Below are 20,814 nucleotides of genomic sequence, written 5' to 3'. Positions count from 1 at the left end.
GATTAAAATGCGCCCTGCTCCTTATAATCTGCTAAATTTGTTGCCATGGTAAACGAACAATACTACCTGCAACAATACGAATTACAGGAAAACGATACCCGGTTAGTGATGGAGGTCATGTCGGTGTACCTGTATCCCCTGGAAACCTTTACCATCACAGATGCGGTAAACCGCATCCTGGAAGTGCGCGGCACCCGGGTTGGCGATATCCTGCAACACCTGGTTGCTGTGGGACTGGCCATAAAAAATGTAACCGGCAGCTATTCACTGACGCCGGAAATGAACTTTTGGCTGTTCCCCCAAACCATTACCAGGCCTGCTTTTGAACAACTCTTACCTGGTACCCGGCGCGCCATACACGCCTTTTATAGCATGAGCGCCCGCCTGCAGGACTTACAGCAATTACTCACCGCTTATTTTACGGGCGACCGGTTACTATTATCGCTTCCCATCCGGAAAATAGAACAGGAGCTGGAAGAATACCAGCCCTACCTGTCGTACCTGCTGTATTTCCCGGCTTATGCGTCGCTGCTCGCGCTCTTTAGCCAGGATAGCCTCCAGGAAATGGCCAGGTTTGCCCTGAAGTATAATATTTTAAAAATGCCGCCGGTGGCGATATTGGAAGCGTTCCGCGATCAATACGCCGTAAGCTTCCCCGAGTTGGCCCTGCTGCAGGGACACCTCGATCCACCGGCCGCCGATGATGCCGCAGACGATAGCTATGCCCAGGCAGTGGTACAGCTTTATGCCAACGATCCCGGCAAAGCGCTGGCCCTGTTTGAAAAAGGAATCAAACAGCAACGGCAGCACGATAAAAAAAATATCCTGCCCCTGTCGCCGGTATATGCCTTCTATTACACCTTTACGCTGGCGCTCCTGCCGGGGGACCAGGTAAATCCGAAAATCAGTAAAATAACGGCCACGTACGAACGGAAACTATTCCCCGCCATTACACCGGCCGTTTGCCTGCTGCATTTTCATGCAGGACGCAAGGAGAAAGGAGACAACCTCCTGCTTGTTTTACTGGAGGGCGGAGAAAGCCCCCTGCTCAGCTACCTGTCGGTATTGTGTTTGCAGTTGCTGCATCCTAACAGCCGCTTGCTCCGCACCTTCGGCCCACAGATCGGGCGCCTGCTCAGCCTGGGCATAGAACGGCACTATCGTTTACTGACCTACGAATATTTAAGTTTATTTAAGGGAGATGATTACCAGGGATATGAAAGCACCTTCCGGGAGATAGCCGCTATTACCCGCTACCCCCCGGCATTTTCGCAGATGGAACAAACGCCCGACTGGGAACGGTTATTGAACACCTTGCTGGGCGTAGATAATCATCTCAGTAAAAAAGAGAAAAATGTAACGGCTTCCCGGTTAATTTACCTGGTGGATTTCAACCATTACAAAATACAGCCGGTGCTTCAAACTTCCCAGGGAAATAATAGCTGGAGCGCTGGCAGGAATGTGGCCTTGAAAAAGCTCAAAGAAGGAAAGGCGGAAGCCATGACGCCCCAGGATGTTCGTATAGGCAATACCGTTCAAAAAGATCATTATTATAACTACGACGGGGAATCCTACTCTTTCGCAGAAACCGTCTGGCAGGAAATTGCCGGTCACCCATACCTGTTTGCTGCCGATGATCCCACTATCCCGGTAGAAATCATAAAAGCGCCGCCAGAGCTGAGCATCAACAATACCGGCCAGGGATATACCTTCAGCGCCAACATAGAGGATTATGTCAGCGAAACGGTGTTTGTAAAGGAAACCAGTACCCGGCTGAAGGTCATCTCCCTGACTGCCCAGCAACGGCGATTGCTGCAAACCCTGCAACAGGTACGCATAGTACCTCATGCGGGAAAAGATAAGCTGCTACAAGTGCTGAAAGGAATAGGCGCACACCTTACTATCCATGCTGATATGGGCGATATGACGGCCAATATCAACAAACGACCGGCCGACAGCCGCATTGTGATTCAGTTACTGCCCCTGGGCGAAGGATTAAAAGCCGGCCTGTATGTAAAGCCCTTTACGATGGATCCGCCTTACTGCAAACCTGGTACCGGCGCGCACAACATCATCGGCGTCAGCAACGGGGAGCGATGGCAGGCTATCCGGGACCTGCCCCGGGAACAGGCCAACCTCCGTGAACTGATGAATCTCCTGCAAGGAGCTATCTTACCGGATATCTCCGATGATACCATCATTTTTGAAGATCCGCTGGACTGCCTCCAGTTGCTGGAAGTGATCCGCCAACACCCCGGGCTGGTAAGGGCGGAGTGGCCGGAAGGAGAGCGATATAAAATAAAACAACAGGCAGGATTTGCGCAGCTCAGTATCGGTATCCGGGAAAAGAATCACTGGTTTATGTGCGAGGGCGAGCTGAAAGTAGACGAAACCACCGTCATATCGCTGAAAGACTTGCTGGATACATCGCTCACCGTAAAGAAGAGATTTGTGGCGCTGCAGAATGGCGAATACCTGGCGTTGACGGGCGACTTACGCAAACGACTAAACGAAATGGCGAGTTTTGCCGGCATCGATCGCCAGGGAATCAGCATCCCGGCTTTTGCCGCGCCAGTATTGGAAGAGTGGCTGGAACAGGCCGGGGAAGTGAGCACCGATGCCGCCTGGAAAGATTTTGCCCGTAAACGGGCCACAGCAATGGCGCTTACCGTTCCCGTGCCGCTCACCCTGCAAACAACCTTACGCCCCTACCAGGAAGAAGGATTTCATTGGATGACGCACCTGGCGGCCTGGGGAGCCGGCGCCTGCCTGGCGGATGATATGGGCCTCGGTAAAACCATCCAGGCCATCGCCCTGCTGCTACACCGCGCCATGGAAGGGGCGGCACTAGTGATTTGCCCCGCTTCGGTGGTCAGCAACTGGAGCAGCGAAATCCGCCGCTTTGCACCCTCCTTGAATGTAGTGTTGTTGGCGAACGGCCGCCGTAGCGCCCTGATCAAAAAAGCTGGCCCCCTCGATGTGGTCATCACCACATATGGACTGCTACAGGCGGAAGAAAAATTGTTGTCGACCGTGAAATGGCCTACCGTGGTGCTGGACGAAGCGCATACCATTAAAAACTTCCAGACCAAAACCTCCAAAGCGGCCATGTCGCTGCAGGCAGGGTTTAAACTGATGCTAACAGGCACGCCTATACAAAATCATATGGGAGAGATCTGGAACCTCTTTAACTTCCTTAACCCTGGCCTGCTGGGTACCCTGGATCATTTCAATAAACAATTTGTATTTCCATCTGTCCGCAACCCGGAAAGCACCGTGAAGCTACACCTGAAGAAATTGATAGCCCCCTTTATCCTGCGGCGTACCAAAACCGCGGTGCTGGACGAGCTGCCAGAGAAAACAGAGATCCTGAAAATGGTGCCTTTATCGCCCGATGAAGCGGCCTTTTATGAAGCGGTGCGCAGGAAGGCGCTGGAAAATATCAAAGCACAGGAAGGAAGTGCGGCCCAGCAACATATCCGCGCGCTGGCAGAAATCAGCCGCCTGCGCATGGCGGCTTGTAGTCCGCAGCTGGTGGATGCGGAAACGGATATCGCGTCTTCTAAATTACAGGTATTCCGGGAGATAGTGGAGGAGCTGGTATCCAACAATCACCGCGCGCTGGTGTTCAGCCAGTTTGTAAAACATCTCGACCTGGTGAGGGAAGCATTGCAGGCACAAGGCATTCCTTACCTGTACCTCGATGGCAGCACCCCCATTTCTCAGCGCGATAAACTGGTGAAAGATTTCCAGTCGGGCAAGGGCCAGTTATTCCTGATCAGCCTTAAGGCGGGTGGTCTTGGGTTAAATCTTACGGCAGCCGATTACGTGATTCACCTGGACCCCTGGTGGAATCCGGCTATCGAAGAGCAGGCCTCCGACAGGGCCTATCGCATCGGGCAAACCAGGCCCGTTACCATTTATCGCCTGGTAACACAGCATACTATTGAAGAAAAGATTATTGCCCTGCACAATAGTAAAAGAGACCTGGCCGACCAGCTGCTGGAAGGCAGCGACCAGTCGGGCCGTCTTTCTGCAAAAGAGCTGCTGGCACTGATTGCGGCGGAGCATGATGTATAAGCGAACCGTGGCAACAGCTTTCTGCTTTTTGCTCAAAAAGGAGAGGGACTGATGCTTGTCCATCCTCCATCAATGACCAGGCTTTGTCCGGTGATATGCCGGGCATAATCTGATACGAAGAATAGCGCTGCCTGGGCAATGTCCAGCGTGCCGGCGGGCCGCCCCATTGGCGTAATGGCCGCCCAGGTTTTTTCGTAAGAAGGATCATCCTGCGTACGTTCGGTGAGGGTGGCGCCGGGAGCAATGGTATTGACCGTAATTTTAAAAGGAGACAGTTCTATTACCAGGTTTTTAGCCAGCATTTCCAGGGCAGCCTTACTCATGCCGTAGGCTGCCAGGTCTTTATGTGCCTGGTGGCCTGTTACAGAGGAGGTAAAGAGGATGGCGCCTCCCTGTTCCTGTCGCTTCATTTGATTGGCCGCCGCCTGGGCCAGGAAAAAGGTACCTCCCAGATTCACCTGCATTACCCGGTTGAATGCCGTGGGACTATACGTAAAGAAATCGCCAAACAGGGTGATACCGGCATTGGCAATTACGATGTCCAGGCTGCCATAGCGACTTACTGCCGTGTTGACCATTTGTTGCAGAAAGGTTACATCACTGGAATCGCCAGGCATGGCGATGCAGATGCCTTTGTCGGAGGTAATTTCATCGGCGGCGTTGCGGGCCAGTGCTTCGTCGATATCATTGAGTATAACAATGGCGCCCCGTGTAACCAGCTGTTTGCATATTTCAAATCCAATGCCCTGGCCGGCGCCGGTAACGATGGCTACTTTATTTTCGAAATTCATAACGGTTCTTTTAGTGTGATCAGCCTAGTTAGTGAGAATCGCGGGTTACCTCGCTGCCGGAGCTGCCTTTGAGAAAGTCGAGGTCGGCGCCGAGATGGGCTTGTTCTACATGCTGTTGGTATAATTGTACATATCCGCGGGTCGACTGCGGGTATGCCGGGTGCCAGGCAGCTTTTCTCTTAGCTATTTCTGCATCGGAGAGTGCCGCATGCAGGCGGCGTTCATGTACATCCAGGGTGATGATGTCGCCGTCGCGGAGAATGGCGAGGGTACCGCCGGCAGCGGCTTCCGGTGATACGTGCAGCACCACGGTACCGAAGCCGGTACCACTCATCCGGCCGTCGGAAATACGCACCATATCGGTGATACCTTTTGCCAGGAGTTTGGCGGGCAGTCCCAGGTTACCTACTTCCGGCATGCCGGGGTATCCTATGGGGCCTGCGTTTTTAAGCACCAGTATACTGTTTTCATCCACCTCCAGCGCCGGGTCATCGATACGTTTTTTATAGTCGTCAATATCTTCAAACACTACCGCTTTGCCGGTATGCTGCATGAGATGGGGGCTGGCAGCAGAGGGTTTGATCACGGCGCCGTTTTCACAGATATTGCCTTTCAGCACCACGATGCCTGATACCGGGTTAAAGGGGGTATCTATACCAGTGATCACGTCGGGATTATAGCTGATGGCATGTGCGTAGTTGACGCCGATAGTTTTGCCATTGGCGGTGATACAGTCTTTGTGTAAATGGCCCAGTAGGGCATTGATCACTGCTGGTAGTCCACCGGCATAATAAAGATCTTCCATAAAATGGCTGCCCGAAGGCTGCAGGTTGGCGATCAGGGGGATGTTCGCCGAAAACGTGTCAATATCTTCCAGGTTCAGTGGAACGCCTATGCGGCCGGCAATGGCCAACAGGTGTATCACGAAGTTGGTAGACCCGCCGATGGCGGCATTTACCCGGATGGCGTTTTCAAAGGCTTCCCTGGTAAGGATGTCTGACAACCGCCGGTTGTCCTTCACCATTTTCACGATTTCTGTTCCTGACAATTGCGCCAGTACTTTCCTGGCCGCATCCGGTGCAGGGATGGCGGCGTTCTGTGGTAGTGATAGCCCCAAAGATTCTACCATGCAGGCCATCGTGGATGCGGTGCCCATCACGGCGCAATGGCCGTCGCTCCGGCACATCCCAGCTTCGGCCAGGGCCAGCTCTTCCTGTGTCATGCGCCCCGCTCTTACTTCTTCGCTGAACCGCCATATATCGCTGGTGCCAATGGCACGACCTTTATGCCTACCGGTGAGCATAGCGCCTCCCGATACTACGATGGTGGGGATATTCACGCTACAGGCGCCCATGACCAGCGCCGGCGTGGTTTTGTCGCATCCGCATAATAATACCACCCCATCCAGTGGGTTGGCACGGATCGATTCTTCCACATCCATACTCACCAGGTTGCGATATAACATGGCGGTGGGCTTTATGAGGGTTTCCCCCAGCGACATCACCGGGAATTCCAACGGGTAACCGCCGGCCTCCAGTATACCCCTTTTTACCGCCTCGGCCAACTCCCGGAAATGAGAATTACAGGGCGTAAGTTCTGACCAGGTATTACAAATACCTATAATAGGCTTGCCTTCCAGCTCATAGGCAGGAATGCCCTGCTTCTTCAGCCAGGCGCGGTAAATAAAACCATCTTTGCCTCCACGGGCAAACCAGTGACTACTTCTAAGTGAATGTTCCTGCATAACGGGAATGGATATAGTGTACTTTATTACAGATGTTGAAATTTACGGATTTTGACAGTGGTATGCAACCCTAAAATTATCAGGTGAAATAACCTGCTTTCCCTACATGATAACTAGGCTATTATTTAACAGATGTTTATCACACATGGTAATATAAGCTCAAAATAATTTATGGAATTTCGCCTTTGTTGCGTCTGTAATTAACAACCCGTAATTCCAACAATGAAAAAAATTCTATTCACTGTCCTGTGCATTATTGTGAGTTTGTGCTGTGCTGCCCAACAGGCTACCCTCAACGGAAATGTGTCGGATACACTAAATGGCGTCAAATTATCCAACACGGTAGTAGCATTGCTCCATGCTAAGGACTCCCTATTATATAAATTTGCCAGAGCGGATGACAAAGGTCACTTCGACATCAAAAATATTCCTGCGGGCAATTATGTCCTGCTGGTTACTTACCCCACCTACGCCGATTATGTAGAATCATTAACACTAACGGATACTTCTCATATTCATCTCAATAAGATTATCCTGATACAGAAATCCCGCCTCCTGAAAGAGGTAGTGATACAGCAAAAAGTGGCCGCCATCAAGATGAAGGGAGATACTACGGAGTTCAATGCAGAAAGCTTCAAAACTGCGGCCAATGCCTCTGTGGAAGACCTGTTGAAGAAATTGCCAGGTATCCAGGTCAATAGTAAAGGCCAGATTACCGCCCAGGGAGAAACAGTAAAGAAAGTACTCGTAGATGGGGAAGAATTTTTTGGAGATGATCCTACCCTGGTGACCAAAAATCTCCGCGCCGATATGGTGGATAAAGTACAGCTATATGATAAAAAGAGCGACCAGGCCACCTTTACCGGCGTAGACGATGGCGAAAAATCAAAAACCATTAATATCCAGTTGAAGGAAGACAAGAAACGGGGATACTTCGGAAAGCTGGCTGCAGGCGCCGGCGATCATGGCTTCCATAACACAGAAGGGTTGTTTAATTTATTCCGGGGAAAGAAGAAAATTGCAGCCTATGGTATTGCTTCCAATACAGGAAAGATTGGCCTCAATTGGGAAGACCAGGAAAAGTTTGGCGCCAGTTCCATTTCTGTAGACGACCAGGGTAACATGGAGTTTTTTGGCGCCCGTGGCGATGACCTCGATAATTGGAGTGGCAGATATGAAGATAATGGGTATCCACTGGTGCAAACCGGGGGGCTGCACTATGGCGATAAGTGGGACCAGGACCGGAAAAACCTGAATGTGAACTATAAATTCATGAAGCTGTATGTGGACGCTGATAAAACGATCTCCAGCCAAAATATCCTGAAAGATACCATCTACTCCAGTAACTCAGCGGAGCAATCGAAAAACAGTATCATGAGAAACCGGATCAACGGTCTTTATGAATTGCAGGTAGATTCTACTTCCTCTATTAAATTATTGGTAGACGGGGGGCTCGATCATAAAATCACCAGTATGCGCAATACTTCTGAGATGCAGAAGAATGATATGCTGATTAACAACGGGCATCGTATTACCAACAATACGTCTGATATCGGTAAACTCAATGCGAACCTGCTTTGGCGGAAAAAATTAAAGAAGAAGGGACGTACCATTTCCCTGAACATCGCTGAAAATTACAGCCGTACCAACGGGGAAGGTACCCTGGATGCGTTGACAGCGTTCTATCAGAAAGGGCAGGTGGATTCTACCCAGCGTATTGATCAGCTGAAGACCGTTAATAACGAGCAACTCAACATCAATACGAACATTACCTATACAGAGCCGCTTTCAAAGAAATCGTCGCTCGTCTTTAATTATGGCATTAATATCAGCAATAGTCATTCGAACCGTAACTCGTTTAACAAAAATAATGGCGGTAAATATAGCCTGCTGGATTCGCTGTACAGCAACGACTACGCCTTTAATGTACTCACGCACCGCGGTGGCATCAGTTACGCCTATACGTTAAATAATAAATTAAGGCTGAACCTTGGAGGTAATGTTGGATTCACCGATTTTAATCAAAAGGATATGTTCCGGAATCACCAGCAGGAGCGGAGCTTTGTAAACTGGTATCCCAATGCGTCGGCGCGGTATAGTTTTACCCAGCAGCGCCGTCTTAATTTTTTCTACCAGGGGTATACGCAGCAACCGGATATCAACCAGTTACAACCCATCCGTACCAACGATGATCCCCTGAATATCACCATTGGAAATCCTAATCTGCAACCGTCCTTCAATAACAGCTTCCGGCTGGCCTATTCAGACTATAAGGTAATGAGTGGCCGGAGTATCTGGGCCTCTGTTGGTTATAATTTTGTTTCGGATGCTATCAGCAGCCGGAGCGACCTGGATACTTCCGGTAAAAGAACGTCGCAGGCAGTGAATGTGAATGGTAACCGGAACATCCATTATAACCTGGATATGGGCTGGAAGATCAGCGCATGGGATTTAAGGATTGGCGGCGGTGTAGACGGCGATTTTTCCCGGAATGTGAATTATGTCAACTCCCTGTTGAATATTACCAACTCCAGCCGCACTGCTATCAGTTTCAACATGCAAAAAGAGGCGGAGAAGAAATACCAGTTTTATTTTACTGCCAGCGCTAATTATAATGTTGGTGTATCTTCTGTACAGAGCACTTTTCGCACAGACTACTGGTCGTATTATATAGAGCCTAACCTAAATGTGTATCTGCCTTGGAAGTTGCAGTTGCACGGAGATATGAATTATGCCATCCGGCAGCGTACTGCGGTGTTTACCGGTAATAACAATGCGATGATTGTGAACGCATTTCTTGCGAAGAAATTTGGAAAGAAAGAGTTGATGCAGGTAAATTTTTCGATGAATGATATACTCAATCAGAATATAGGGTTCGACAGGTCGGTGCAAACCAATACCGTTACGCAAACGCGCTACGGCACTATTGGCCGGTATGCGTTATTGTCTTTTATCTGGAATTTTAATAAACTGGGTCCGGGCGCCCCGAAACAATAAGTGACCATGAATAACATCCGATTGAAATTACGTTTAACCGTTTTAGTGGTATCAGTTGCTTTGTCCTTACAGGCGCAGGTATCCCCTTTTCTGTTGCAGGGGCGTATTGAATATGAAAAGCGGGTGAACCTGCATGCCCAGATGGATGAGGCATTCAAAAAGGAGCAGGATCATTCCTGGTACGAATCCATTAAGAAGAGCGCTTCCCAGTTCCAGGTCACTTATTTCGACTACTCATTTGCGGGTAATACCAGTTTATATAAACCGGGAAGAGAGAACCCTGAAAATAAGAACCCATTTATGGGGGAAGCGCCAGCGAGCGCGAATATTGTATATTCGAAGCTGGATAGTATGCAGTCGGTATCGCAAAAGAAAGTGTTTGAGCAACTATTCCTGGTAAAAGACAGTATCCGGCCTATCCATTGGAAAATCACCGATGAAACGCGCAAAATAGCGGGTTTTGATTGCCGCCGGGCTAATGCCATCATCATGGACTCCGTATACGTGGTGGCATTTTATACCGATGCCATCGTAACGCCGGGAGGTCCGGAATCTTTTGCCGGTTTGCCGGGGATGATACTGGGAGTAGCCTTGCCCCACGAGCATACTTCCTGGTTTGCCACCAAGGTATTGGTAGATGATATCAAGGAAGGTACCCTGGTGCCGCCCACTAAGGGAAAGGCGGTAAATAATAAAGCCCTGCGGGAAAGCCTTAACAAAACTATTGGGAAGTGGGGTGGATTTGGTCCGCTTTATCTACGGTCAATTTCCTTATAATTGCAGTTCAGACCACTGACATTATGGAGGGATTACAACATTTCCGGCAGCTTTATCAGCCCGTTCAGCCCGCAGCAGAACAGGAAAAGGGGCCGGTGTTGTATCGCGAATTATTGCCACATGCCGGATTGCTGGCATATGTATACTGCTACTGGGAACTCAAATCCACGGGTGCTTTAGCGGTGCCTTATCACTACCGGGTGATAGCAGACGGATGCATAGATATTTATTTTGAACCCCATCAGCCAACAGAAAGTTACCTGATGGGGTTTAGCAATTCCTATACAGCCTTTCCGTTGTATGAGGATTTTCATTTTGTGGGCATTCGTTTTTTGCCGGGTATGTTGCCCTTGTTGTTCCGGTTAAATGCCGCAGAGCTGACCGACCAGTCGGCGCCACTGGATGCTATTTGCCGGCCATTGGCTACTTTTTTGGCAGCGCGTTTTCATCCCGGTTTAGCTTTGGGAGAGATGAAAGCTTTGCTGGATGAATATTTGCTTGGATTGGTGGGTAAGGGTATCGTTACTGCTGATAGCCGCTTGTATGAGGCCATTTCGACGATCCTTGATACCGGGGGAATGATTGGTATCGAAAAGGAGTTAGCAGTCGGTATCAGCCCGCGGCAGTTGCGTCGATTATTTCAATTTTACGTGGGCGATACGCCTAAAGCTTTCAGCGAAGTAATCCGGTTCCAGAAAACATTGCAACGCATGACGCGTCATCGGAAGCAGCGTGCTTACCTGGATACCGGTTATTATGACCAGGCTCATTTTATCAAATCGTTTAAGCAATTATACGGTCTCACTCCTTCGAAAGTCCTGCTTTAATTTGTCCGTTTTTTACAATGTTTGTTTTCCCGGGCAGCCTAATTTTGCTGTCATCTAACTAAAAAAATATGAAGCAGGGCTTATTATGGGTATTATTATGCTGCTTTGCAGGGCCCATTTATTCACAGACAAAACCAGGAAAAATGAAATTGAATGCAGGTATTATTACGTCGAAAATAGCGGAGAGTAAGCGGTTTTACACGGAGATATTGGGCTTTGGGGTGACGTTTGAAAATGATTTTTACCTGTTGTTGCATACGCCGGACAAGCAATCGGAGATCAGTTTTTTATTGCCGGAACACGCGTCTCAACAACCCTTATTCCGGCCGGCCTTCGAGGGGAAGGGTGTTTATTTGACGATAGAAGTGGAAAAGGTAGATGAGATGTATGAGCGTATCAAAGCGCAGGGGGCGGTGATTAAAATCCCCATCCGCAATGAGCCCTGGGGCGACCGGCATTTCGCTATTGCAGATCCTAATGGTGTAGGGATCGATATTGTAACTTATTCACAGCCATAGCGCGTTAACATTTCTTTAAGATAATGAAATCTTAAAATCGGTTGGTACTGGGCTAAACAGGACTCATTTTTGTTTCGGTGATGGTAACTAAAAAATTTTAACCATGGCAAAACAAAGCAAGGATGCAGTAAAGCATGAGATCCAGGAATTAGCGATTGGCAACTACAAGAGTTATCCTGCCGATTATGAGACAGGCCCGGTAGCCGTTTCGCAGAATATTCAGTCGCTGGCCAGGGGCTACTGGGACTGCAGGGAATATAAAGAAGTAGAACGGGACGAGCGTTTGGGAATAGGATTGGAAGACTATCAGCATTGGACCAGTGAAGCCTACGATATCTTTATGCGAGCTAATGGACAAACGATGAATTAATATTCCTTCGTATTGTTGCGATAGGCCCGGTACCACGGTACCGGGCCTATTTTTTTTAATAGTGCAACTATTTAAAGCATAAAATTGTTTTATTGATTACGGTGGATTCACTGCCATTTATGTAGTGGGCACTACACCTGCTTAATGATCTGTTTACGCGAGCGTCACCGCCCTTTTGAGCTGGTGTTCTATACCCTCTAATGCATGGGACCAGTGGCTGAACCTGCCATTAATCCTAAAACTTCGACACATGAAAAATTTTATTTGTTTGGTGCTGCTGCTGGTAGCGGGCGTTGGGCTGTCTGCCCAAACTACTACCGCCGTTACTACTGCCGCCGCCGTGGTAAAGGAAGACGACCTGGTAACACAGATCTTTGGTAAGAACAAGGAGTCACTGTTCAGCGAGTTCCTTAAAATTTCCCCGGTAGAAGAGCGGGCTTTCCAGGAGGCGTTCCTGGAATATGAAACAGAAAAGAGTCCGTGGTTATCGGAACGTATTGCGTTGTTAAAAATGTACAATGAGGAATTTGCCTCCCTGGACGAAAAGAAGTTGAATTCACTGACCAAGCAGTTGATTAACAACGACCTGGAATTTGGTCGTTTGCAGATGCGTTATTTCCGTCGTATGAACAAATTGCTGGGGGCTACCCGTGCCGCGGCCTTTTTCCAGCTGGACAACTACCTGGAGCAATCATCGAGGGTATACCTGCAGCACAAGCTACCTTTTATCAAGGAGCTGGAATCCGACCGGCAGGAATATACACATGAGGGCAAGCCGTTGACCAGGAGATAAATCAAACTTTTTCTTCCACGAAGTCGTCACTACGTGGAATGGCATTAAATTTCTCGAGCAAATCTGGCGTAAGTCCTGTCAGCTTACGTTTGCGGGTATCTATCCAGGCGCCGTCCACCAGCACCGTAGCGGATTTGGTACCATCGCCCCTGAAAATTTCGTGTTTGATAGACCAACGGGAAGCGTCAGATTTGCATCGGGTCATTTCGCAGGTAACTTTCACGGTATCGTTGGGATTTATTTCCCGGTGATACAGTAATTCCTCCCGGAAAAGGATGGGGCCTATTCCCAGGCTCAGGAATTGACGGGCATCCAGTCCTACCCGTTCCAATAGGCTAAGCCGGGCTTGCGCCGCAAAATCCGCATAGGCCGAATGCCGCAGATGCATATTAGCATCAATCTGTGACCATAGTACAGGTCCTTCAAAAAATACGTTCATCTTTAAATTTACGGAAAAAAAGGATAGGAAGAGATAACTACCTATAACGGCTATACGTTGACAGTGGCCACCGGTGTATACCTGCCAGGACGGGCTATTTTAACGATTTTTTTTTGTAAAACAAATTTTTTTAGGATCGATAGGTTTTATACTTTCGCGGCATGGAGAGTTGGCAGAGCGGTCGATTGCGGCAGTCTTGAAAACTGTTGACTGTAACAGGTCCCGGGGTTCGAATCCCTGACTCTCCGCTGTGAGGGATAACTGAAAAGTTATCCCTTTTTTTGTCATATATCTTTCGATAGCCATGTTTCCATTTCTAAGAAAACCCAATTCGCGTGCTCTTATTTTGATATCGATTAATGGAACATTCTTTAGGTACATTTCATAAATCATCTGGACGACCTTAGCTTCTTCAGGATTTAGTTCTAAAGTGATAGTACTTTTCTTTCCATTAACACCCGCTTCTACCTTTTTTAAAAATCCAAATAGAGCGATGCGGTTGACAAATCGTCCACTGGTTCTTGCAGCATACATATCGCTGCGAAACTACGACTAACTTTATCAATTCTCCATAACAGATCAAAAGCGCCTATGGAGTCATGCATATCTGCAACACTTACACTAATTGCTATCGGCAGGCCTAAACTGTCAACTGCAAAATGTCTTTTACGGCCATTGATATTCTTTCCTCCATCAATACCGGTTTCTATACTTACAAACGCGCTTTTCTTTATACTCTGGCTATCAATTGCTGCCACTGAAGGAGCATAATTCCGGCCCTGACGCATACGTTCTTTTCTTACAGGTTTCAACATCACTTTTTCGATCAATCCGCTTCTTTTCCATTTGTTAAAATAGTAGTAAACTATTTGCCAGTAAGGAAAATAGCTGCTCAGGTTACGCCATTGACAACCCGTTCTAATAATATTCCGTTTAATATGCTGCGAAGGCAATATTTACGCTTTCTGTTGCTTGTTAATATTTTTTCTATACTTTGCCACTGCGAATCGGTCAGTAAAGTGAACTTTGTTCTCATAGTTTGTTTTGTAGTAAATCCAAACTAATTGATCGGTTCGTTTTTTTCTAATTTCCCGCCTTTAAATTTTTAAACAACTTCTTAAAAGTTAATTGCCCTGGTAATACAGGCGCAGCTGATTTCAATTCAATTTGAACCGGATGCTGAACAATGTGCTCCGGCAACTTTACTTTCGTTCCTTTACATCACAGGCTCCATTATCACAGCAGGTGGAATTGATAATTGCCTGAATAAGGACCATACTTCCCAATATGCCGATCATCAGCATTTTCATTTGTATGGCCAGAATAATGATACTTACACCGATTACTAATCTTACTATCCGGGAGATGCTCCATCTATTTAATATTCTTTTCATAATGCTGAAATTTTCACAGTTTTATTCACCCGCATATTACTGGGTTTCTAATAATGTAAATTTCCTTCTTTATTAACATGAATATGGTGACAATAGTCACACTATTTCTTAGCCGGGATAATTACCTGCTGAATCGTTTCATTGGCCCCGTCTGTTAATCCGGCGAATCATTTTCTTTCAATTGCCGGGAACCGAAATTTGCCTGGTATTCTTTTGGGGAGAGATAATTTTATTTACCGGTTAATTGTTTGGAACGCTGGAAAGAAACCGGATGATTTCCTTTGCAATTGCTTCCGGTGCTTCATTATTTTCCGGTGAAAGATGGCTTAAACCGGCAAGTGATCGCAATTGTGCGCCAGGGATGGTATTGGCTAATACCTGGTTAGTGGTATGCACAAATTCTGGGCTCTTGCCTCCGGACATCAATAATACACTGCTTTTAATTCCCTGGTAATGATGATAGCTGCCGCTTAACTTTTGTGTTTCTTTATGCTCACACAGGTTCGTGTCCAACAGTGCCACTGTTTCCTGCCAGTGCGTACCTCTTATCATCATCCGGAGAATGAAGCCTGCCAGCCAGCGTGGCATTTTACTCAGTGGCGTATGGCCGGCACCTTGTACAAAACTGGTAAAGGCTTGCCTGGGTTGTCCATTTTTTAAAGCCTGTTCATAAGTGGTGATCCATTCCCATGTTGCAGGATTATTCTGCAAATCAACACCTGGTTCATAAAGTACAATCCCCTTAAAGGATGGATGCCGGGTGGCAGTTTCCAGGGTTACAAGCCCTCCGAAACTGTGGCCAAATATATAAGTTGCCCCTGTGGCTTCCTGGACGGCTTTCACATCTTCACATTCCCTGCTCATGCTGTAGGAAGCACCTTGTGCCCCACTGCCACCACGCCCCCGGCGATCCATGATATACAACGTAAAAGAGGAAGATAACATTCCTGCCAGCCTGGTATAGTCTGCTGAAGTACTGAGCACGCCTGGTACAATGATGAGCCCGGGGCCTGTGCCTCCCTGCTGAAAGCCAATGGTAGTGCCATCTGTAGACTGAACGTTGGAATAGGTGAATTTGTGAGTGGTCATAGTAACTGTTTTATGATTGAATTATATTTCAATCATAAAACAAATGTGATTTTATTTTCTGGATAAAAAAAAATATTATTGAAAAATATTTCAATAATAAACGAACAGATGCCAAAGCAAAAGGAGCAATTTGAGGAAATGAGGCAGTTGACCATTTCCCGTTTAAAAAAATCGGGGCTGGAGCTTTTTTCCAGGAAAGGTCTGGCAGCCACCAATATTAAAGAGATTGCAGCACATACGGGTATCAGCCTGGGGTTGATCTATCATTACTATGCTTCCAAAGAGGAGCTGTACCTGCTGTTGGCTAATGAGGCCATGGATAAATCACAGGCGTTATTTGATCAGTTGCAGGCACAAGATATCTCCGTGAAAGATAAGATCACCCAATTTCTCGCCGCTTTTGTGCAGGGTGTGCACAAAGAAGAAGGGATTTATTATTTCATCCTGATATCGCAATTATTTGAAACAGGCAATAAAACGGAAGACCGGAAGCTGCTGAACAGAAAGATGCAATCTATCAGGAACCTTGCTGCCATTGTAAGTGAAGGGCAGCAAACGGGTGAATGTGTAGCAGGCGATCCCTTTGAACTGGCTGCTACCTTCATTTCTGCCACGCAGGGTTTGGCCGGGTTTAAACTGATGTTTAAAAGTAAATTTCACATACCGGATGCGGCCGTACTGACCCGTATATTGCTGAAATGATGGTATAAATTTCACAAGCCCTTTATTTGTTTAGTTTATCATTTAATACCTTCATAAAATAACCAGCCACCACGCTTCTTGCCTGAAATCCAGTCTGTTTCCCGTTGGTTGTTTCATGCCAGTCGCTCAAAGGCACTCTGCTGGGTGTTTCCAAAACATATTTCTGAAACGGTAAAATGAATTTTTCAAACTCAGTATTATCCTTCGCCAATACTGCTGTCCACATGATCCAGTCAGACTTGGTATAGGTTTTACGGGAATCCAGTGGAAGTCCGTAGTTCCGTTGTTTTAACAGATAATAGCTTATTTCTTTGTCAAATGCACTTTTCGGAAACAGATTGAAATCCAGCACTTTGGAGGGCTTTCTACTAATGCATGAGCGGCGATGCTTTGACGGTAAGCCAGCTCGCATAGTTTGGCATAAGCCGCTCCACCGGCATGAGGGGCATCTGCATAGATCTACATCCTGTTGCGCTGCTTCCATTATCATTTTACTATCCGCCGTTTCCATTCTTCTTACAATACCAGCATCCGGGAAGCGGTCGCCGGCAGTATTGCGCACATGAAAAGCCAGTACGTTTTTGCTAACCTTCAGGTTGGCTTTCAGTTGTTCTCCCAGGTTGAGGAAAATATAATTATTTACCCAGCCCTGCTTATAATAAATAGGTTTACCATTCAGATAGATGAATTAAGCGCTTGCATAAGAAACTATCCAAATGCAAAATGGTTTGCTCATTTCAGTTTTGGTGAGTAACAGCGTCCGGTTGCCATTGGTAGTTTACGCGGCTGTCATCTGTCTGTCCGGATATTTTAGTTTTCAGTTGTAACAGCAGATAAGTGGAGCGTAGAGGAGGCTGGCGATTTGATGGCGCCGGTGTTTGCGGGAATATTCAATTTGAGAAGCGGCCGTAGGATATATCTTCAGGATTGTTTCCGCATACTTTGCCTGATTTTTTCCCGGTGTTGTCCACCCCAGGCGCTCAGTTCTCCTATCAGGCCTTTTAAAGACCGGCTATACCCGGTGGCTTCATAGATAATGGTTACCGGCGTAGTCGGATATACATGACGTTTGATAAAGTCATTCAATTCCAGCTCTTTTAACTCCTTAGCCAGTATCCTGGAAGAGATACCGGTCATTTCGTGCTGAATCTCACTGAAGCGCTTTGAGGATTGCATTAAACAGAGGATCAAAGCCAGCTTCCATCTTCCGTTAATAACGGATAGTGCATCAAGGGCGTTTTTAAGCGAACTTGTACATTCTTCCTTGTCTGGAAGGGGCTCATTTATAGTCGTTCTCATAAACACAAATGTAATTGTATTACATAGATGTAACCGCTTTCCTTTGTGTAAGTAGCCTCTTTTGACGACCTGGTACCTATAATTTTGTTGTTGATAATTCGGGAACAGCATCCTTTTAGCTTTAAAAAAAATCGGATGACCCCGGAATTAAAATTGATAAAATTATTAAATAGGTAAATTTTTATGAAACGTATTCTTCATTTAATATCAAGTATACAAGAGAAAGGATCGCATAGCATTCAGCTGGGTCGTGCTATCGTCGAAAAAATTCAGGAGAAATATCCGGGCAGTATATTGGAAGAATTAAACCTGGTCGATATCGACATTCCTCATTTGAATCCTGCTGTTCTCCGCACATTCTTTATTCCCGGAGATCAGCTCACGGAAGAAGAAAAAGTATCGATACGTTTTTCTGATGAAATGGTTGCACAGTTGCTGGCGGCAGATATTATTGTTATTGGCGCTCCGCTTTACAACTTTACGATTCATTCTTCATTAAAGGCCTGGATTGATCATATCACCAGGGCGGGCATCACTTTTGGATATGGTGAAAACGGTCCTGTTGGGAAGGTAATGGGGAAAAAGGTGTACGTCGCCATGTCCTCGGGAGGCGTTTATTCAGATGGTCCCGGCAAAGCTAACGACTTTGTTGCGCCCTACTTGCATGCTTTCCTGGGCTTTTTAGGTATGAAAGATTTGACGGTAGTTCGTGCCGAAGGATTAAAAGTGCCAGGGGTAATGGAAGATGCTATGGAGAAAGCAATAGGCAGTATCAGTATTGATTAAAATGCGCAAAACGAAATGGAAGGAATTATTTCAATCAGAAATAACTCCTTCCAGGTTTTATATGTGGCGGATGTTATTAATTTGCCGGGGCTTTTTCTGCGTCATACCATTCAACCGTCTTATGAAGCACCTCCTCGAATTTAAAGAGGTCATCGATCGTGATAAGCTCTGTCTTTGTTTCTTTCTTTTGCTCGTCAAAAGTGCCAATATATTTTCGGGTGCTGTTAAAATACAACCGGCATATCGTTTTCCGGTTATTATCATCCAGTAGGATAGCGAAATAGGACTGCGCATCCCGATAGGCTATCCTGGCTGGCTTTATCTTTTGGCGAAGGATAGTCTTTACGATCATGTAGCCTTCTTTTTCCTCCTCGGTGGTTTCAATCACAGTCCCCTTTTCTTCAGTGACGGCAGCTACTGTTACTATTTCTTTTTCTGCCTCAGGTGGCCCGGCGTCATTTTCCTTTTTCAGCGCTGATTTAAGTCTTTCGGTGATTAGGTCATTGATGTATTGTTGTATAGACTTCTTCGTAAGAGCGCTCAACTGCTCCACGACTTTGGAAGTCAACATTCCCCTATATATCTGTTTGGCAAAGAATTTAACCAGCCCTTCAGACGGATTTTGGAATTCAGTATTTATCAGCGTTTTGAGCTCATTCATATATTTTAGCTCGCTCGCCGTAGTTTGAATACTTTCCAGGTTAAAATACGACTTGTGGAATTTCTTGAGTTCTTCGATCTGGTTGTCTTTTATATCCGTCACGTTAAACTCAAAGAATGGTTTATCATCCATTTTATTCTGCTCGGCAAGATCTGTATAGAACCGGTAAATAATGCCATTGGACAACAGGCCAAACTTGGCGCTGGTGGTATGGAAATACCGGAAAAGCTGGGAGTTGTGCGGATCCAGGCTTTCTCCCCAGTGTTTACATTCGATGAGTATAGAGGGCTTGCCTTCTTTCAGGATCGCATAGTCGACTTTTTCCCCCTTCTTGATGCCGATGTCTGCAATGAATTCCGGCATTACTTCAAACGGGTCAAACACATCGTAGCCCAGCACTTTAATGAAAGGCATGATAAAGGCATTCTTGGTAGCTTCTTCTGTTTGAATCTGGTTTTTGAGCTTTTCGACTTTGTCGCCGAAGAGTTTGATTTCATCTTTAAAATCCATCGTAAATTTTTTTTCGATATTGATGTTGTCAGCAATTTTATCATTCAAATCCTTTTCCCAGGGCATCGAGCCGCCGCATCTGTAAGTTCATGTGGTGCATGACTACCTTTTCGTAATCATTAGACTTGTCACCCATCTTACTGAATAGTACCAGCATCTCGATAAAGAGGAAAAACAGGATCCAGAGGCACCAGAAAGCCAGGGCAACGTGGGAGGCAGATAGCATCTGGATCATGATGGTTAAATCATCCAGGAATCCGGTATGTGCTTTCATTTCGTTTTCTATAGCCGGTCTGATATGTAGTAATTCGTTTTCCTTTTGCGCTTTTTGCTGCCGCATTGCGCCAATGGTAGAGTCGATCGAGGGAATCAATGCTATTTTGGGATTGGGTACCAACATAGATGAAACGGTGCGGTCAGTCACCGTCTTCCAGGTCTCCATATCCTTTCCGGAAGATGTGACTGTTTGTACTGGCACCCGTTTGGTGGTCGTTTGCACCGTGGTGGCAGTTGTAGTGGGATGTTTGCTAATATCCGCGACGTAATTATCTTTTTCCTGCTCTTTTTTACTAATCGTCGTATCCAGTGCAGCGATCTGCTTGCGTAGTTCTTCTGTTTTTAAGGGCAGTATCTTGTTTACTTTTTCCGATATGTACGAAATCTTTTCAATCTCAATATCTTTCTCGAACAATATCTGGTCGATGATCACCGCGCCCAGGTTAGACATGATAAAGGCCAGGCAGCCCCTGAGGATGAGCAACAGCCGGCTTGGATGGATGGAAAGCACGATCTGCTTTTCCACCTGTACAATGATCAGGGTGGAGAGCATGCCCGCCAACAGGCAACCTGGCAGGCTAAGTGACAAATACCGATGGGCAAAAGCAAAACCAATAAAAAACCACAGGATGCAAACAATCAGTATGGCAGCCGTAAATTTCTTCACGGATTTAAAAGCAGCTTCGCTGCAATTGCGTAAAATGTTATAGTTGTATCCTGTCATGAAGCAGCCGAAGCGAATCCATAGATGTTTCATAGCG

General features: G+C 46.7%; 19 protein-coding genes and 1 tRNA gene. 10 read left to right on the top strand and 10 right to left on the bottom strand.

Annotated features, from left to right (window positions below):
- Positions 1–45 precede the first annotated feature (45 nt).
- On the top strand, positions 46–4,080 hold the full coding sequence (locus FHW36_RS27445) for a DEAD/DEAH box helicase (protein ID WP_145674066.1): 4,035 nt from the start codon (positions 46–48) through the stop codon (positions 4,078–4,080).
- Between the two features lie 32 nt (positions 4,081–4,112).
- Here the strand turns inward: FHW36_RS27445 and FHW36_RS27440 are convergent, their stop codons facing one another.
- Together FHW36_RS27440 and FHW36_RS27435 are read right to left on the bottom strand one after the other, a co-directional pair.
- A complete protein-coding gene (locus tag FHW36_RS27440; RefSeq protein ID WP_145674064.1) occupies positions 4,113–4,871 on the bottom strand; it encodes an SDR family NAD(P)-dependent oxidoreductase in 759 nt (252 codons plus the stop codon).
- Positions 4,872–4,899: 28 nt separating this feature from the next.
- The gene (locus FHW36_RS27435) at positions 4,900–6,615 is read right to left on the bottom strand and encodes an IlvD/Edd family dehydratase (RefSeq protein WP_145674062.1); all 1,716 of its coding nucleotides are present in this window, start codon (positions 6,613–6,615) and stop codon (positions 4,900–4,902) included.
- 222 nt (positions 6,616–6,837) lie between these two features.
- Here FHW36_RS27435 and FHW36_RS27430 point away from each other — a divergent pair, with 222 nt between their 5' ends.
- The 6 genes from FHW36_RS27430 (at position 6,838) to FHW36_RS27405 (ending at position 12,897) form a co-directional block, all read left to right on the top strand.
- Complete coding sequence (locus FHW36_RS27430) at positions 6,838–9,612, top strand: outer membrane beta-barrel family protein (protein WP_145674060.1); 2,775 nt, start codon at positions 6,838–6,840, stop codon at positions 9,610–9,612.
- Positions 9,613–9,618: 6 nt separating this feature from the next.
- The gene (locus FHW36_RS27425; RefSeq protein ID WP_145674058.1) at positions 9,619–10,389 is read left to right on the top strand and encodes a GLPGLI family protein; all 771 of its coding nucleotides are present in this window, start codon (positions 9,619–9,621) and stop codon (positions 10,387–10,389) included.
- Between the two features lie 23 nt (positions 10,390–10,412).
- On the top strand, positions 10,413–11,216 hold the full coding sequence (locus FHW36_RS27420) for an AraC family transcriptional regulator (protein ID WP_145674056.1): 804 nt from the start codon (positions 10,413–10,415) through the stop codon (positions 11,214–11,216).
- Between the two features lie 143 nt (positions 11,217–11,359).
- Positions 11,360–11,734, top strand: a complete 375-nt coding sequence (locus tag FHW36_RS27415) for a VOC family protein (RefSeq protein ID WP_145674054.1) — start codon at positions 11,360–11,362, stop codon at positions 11,732–11,734.
- A gap of 103 nt (positions 11,735–11,837) precedes the next feature.
- A complete protein-coding gene (locus FHW36_RS27410) occupies positions 11,838–12,104 on the top strand; it encodes a hypothetical protein (protein WP_145674052.1) in 267 nt (88 codons plus the stop codon).
- 250 nt (positions 12,105–12,354) lie between these two features.
- The gene (locus FHW36_RS27405; RefSeq protein WP_145674050.1) at positions 12,355–12,897 is read left to right on the top strand and encodes a hypothetical protein; all 543 of its coding nucleotides are present in this window, start codon (positions 12,355–12,357) and stop codon (positions 12,895–12,897) included.
- Between the two features lies 1 nt (position 12,898).
- Here the strand turns inward: FHW36_RS27405 and FHW36_RS27400 are convergent, their stop codons facing one another.
- Positions 12,899–13,336: an acyl-CoA thioesterase gene (locus tag FHW36_RS27400; protein WP_145674048.1), complete on the bottom strand. Its 438-nt coding sequence runs from the start codon at positions 13,334–13,336 to the stop codon at positions 12,899–12,901.
- Positions 13,337–13,499: 163 nt separating this feature from the next.
- Here FHW36_RS27400 and FHW36_RS27395 point away from each other — a divergent pair.
- A tRNA-Ser gene (locus FHW36_RS27395) sits at positions 13,500–13,584 on the top strand.
- Positions 13,585–13,809: 225 nt separating this feature from the next.
- On the opposite strand, the gene FHW36_RS27390 is transcribed toward FHW36_RS27395, so the two are convergent.
- The 3 genes from FHW36_RS27390 to FHW36_RS27375 all read right to left on the bottom strand — a co-directional run bounded on the left by FHW36_RS27390 (position 13,810) and on the right by FHW36_RS27375 (position 15,819).
- Positions 13,810–14,289, bottom strand: coding sequence for a transposase (locus FHW36_RS27390; RefSeq protein ID WP_186452631.1), 480 nt, complete (start codon positions 14,287–14,289; stop codon positions 13,810–13,812).
- Between the two features lie 249 nt (positions 14,290–14,538).
- Complete coding sequence (locus FHW36_RS27380) at positions 14,539–14,730, bottom strand: hypothetical protein (protein WP_145674041.1); 192 nt, start codon at positions 14,728–14,730, stop codon at positions 14,539–14,541.
- Between the two features lie 240 nt (positions 14,731–14,970).
- Positions 14,971–15,819, bottom strand: a complete 849-nt coding sequence (locus FHW36_RS27375) for an alpha/beta fold hydrolase (RefSeq protein WP_145674039.1) — start codon at positions 15,817–15,819, stop codon at positions 14,971–14,973.
- A 108-nt stretch (positions 15,820–15,927) separates the two neighbouring features.
- Here FHW36_RS27375 and FHW36_RS27370 point away from each other — a divergent pair, with 108 nt between their 5' ends.
- Positions 15,928–16,521, top strand: coding sequence for a TetR/AcrR family transcriptional regulator (locus tag FHW36_RS27370; RefSeq protein ID WP_145674038.1), 594 nt, complete (start codon positions 15,928–15,930; stop codon positions 16,519–16,521).
- A gap of 22 nt (positions 16,522–16,543) precedes the next feature.
- On the opposite strand, the gene FHW36_RS27365 is transcribed toward FHW36_RS27370, so the two are convergent.
- A complete protein-coding gene (locus FHW36_RS27365; protein WP_246121238.1) occupies positions 16,544–17,083 on the bottom strand; it encodes a DUF1793 domain-containing protein in 540 nt (179 codons plus the stop codon).
- A gap of 359 nt (positions 17,084–17,442) precedes the next feature.
- Positions 17,443–17,820: a winged helix-turn-helix transcriptional regulator gene (locus FHW36_RS27360; protein ID WP_145674036.1), complete on the bottom strand. Its 378-nt coding sequence runs from the start codon at positions 17,818–17,820 to the stop codon at positions 17,443–17,445.
- Positions 17,821–18,003: 183 nt separating this feature from the next.
- Between FHW36_RS27360 and FHW36_RS27355 the strand changes: the two genes are divergently transcribed.
- Complete coding sequence (locus FHW36_RS27355) at positions 18,004–18,606, top strand: FMN-dependent NADH-azoreductase (protein ID WP_145674034.1); 603 nt, start codon at positions 18,004–18,006, stop codon at positions 18,604–18,606.
- A gap of 76 nt (positions 18,607–18,682) precedes the next feature.
- Here FHW36_RS27355 and FHW36_RS27350 read toward each other — a convergent pair whose 3' ends face one another.
- Both FHW36_RS27350 and FHW36_RS27345 read right to left on the bottom strand, forming a co-directional pair.
- Entirely contained in the window at positions 18,683–19,777 is a 1,095-nt protein-coding gene (locus tag FHW36_RS27350) for a type I restriction endonuclease (RefSeq protein ID WP_145674032.1), read from the bottom strand.
- 40 nt (positions 19,778–19,817) lie between these two features.
- Positions 19,818–20,810, bottom strand: coding sequence for a DUF4407 domain-containing protein (locus FHW36_RS27345; protein ID WP_145674030.1), 993 nt, complete (start codon positions 20,808–20,810; stop codon positions 19,818–19,820).
- Positions 20,811–20,814 lie beyond the last annotated feature (4 nt).

Source organism: Chitinophaga polysaccharea (genome assembly GCF_007829335.1).
GTDB classification, from domain to species: domain Bacteria; phylum Bacteroidota; class Bacteroidia; order Chitinophagales; family Chitinophagaceae; genus Chitinophaga; species Chitinophaga polysaccharea_B.
The sequence above is the reverse complement of the archived record's forward strand: the minus strand, read 5'-3'. Positions and strand labels throughout refer to the sequence as shown.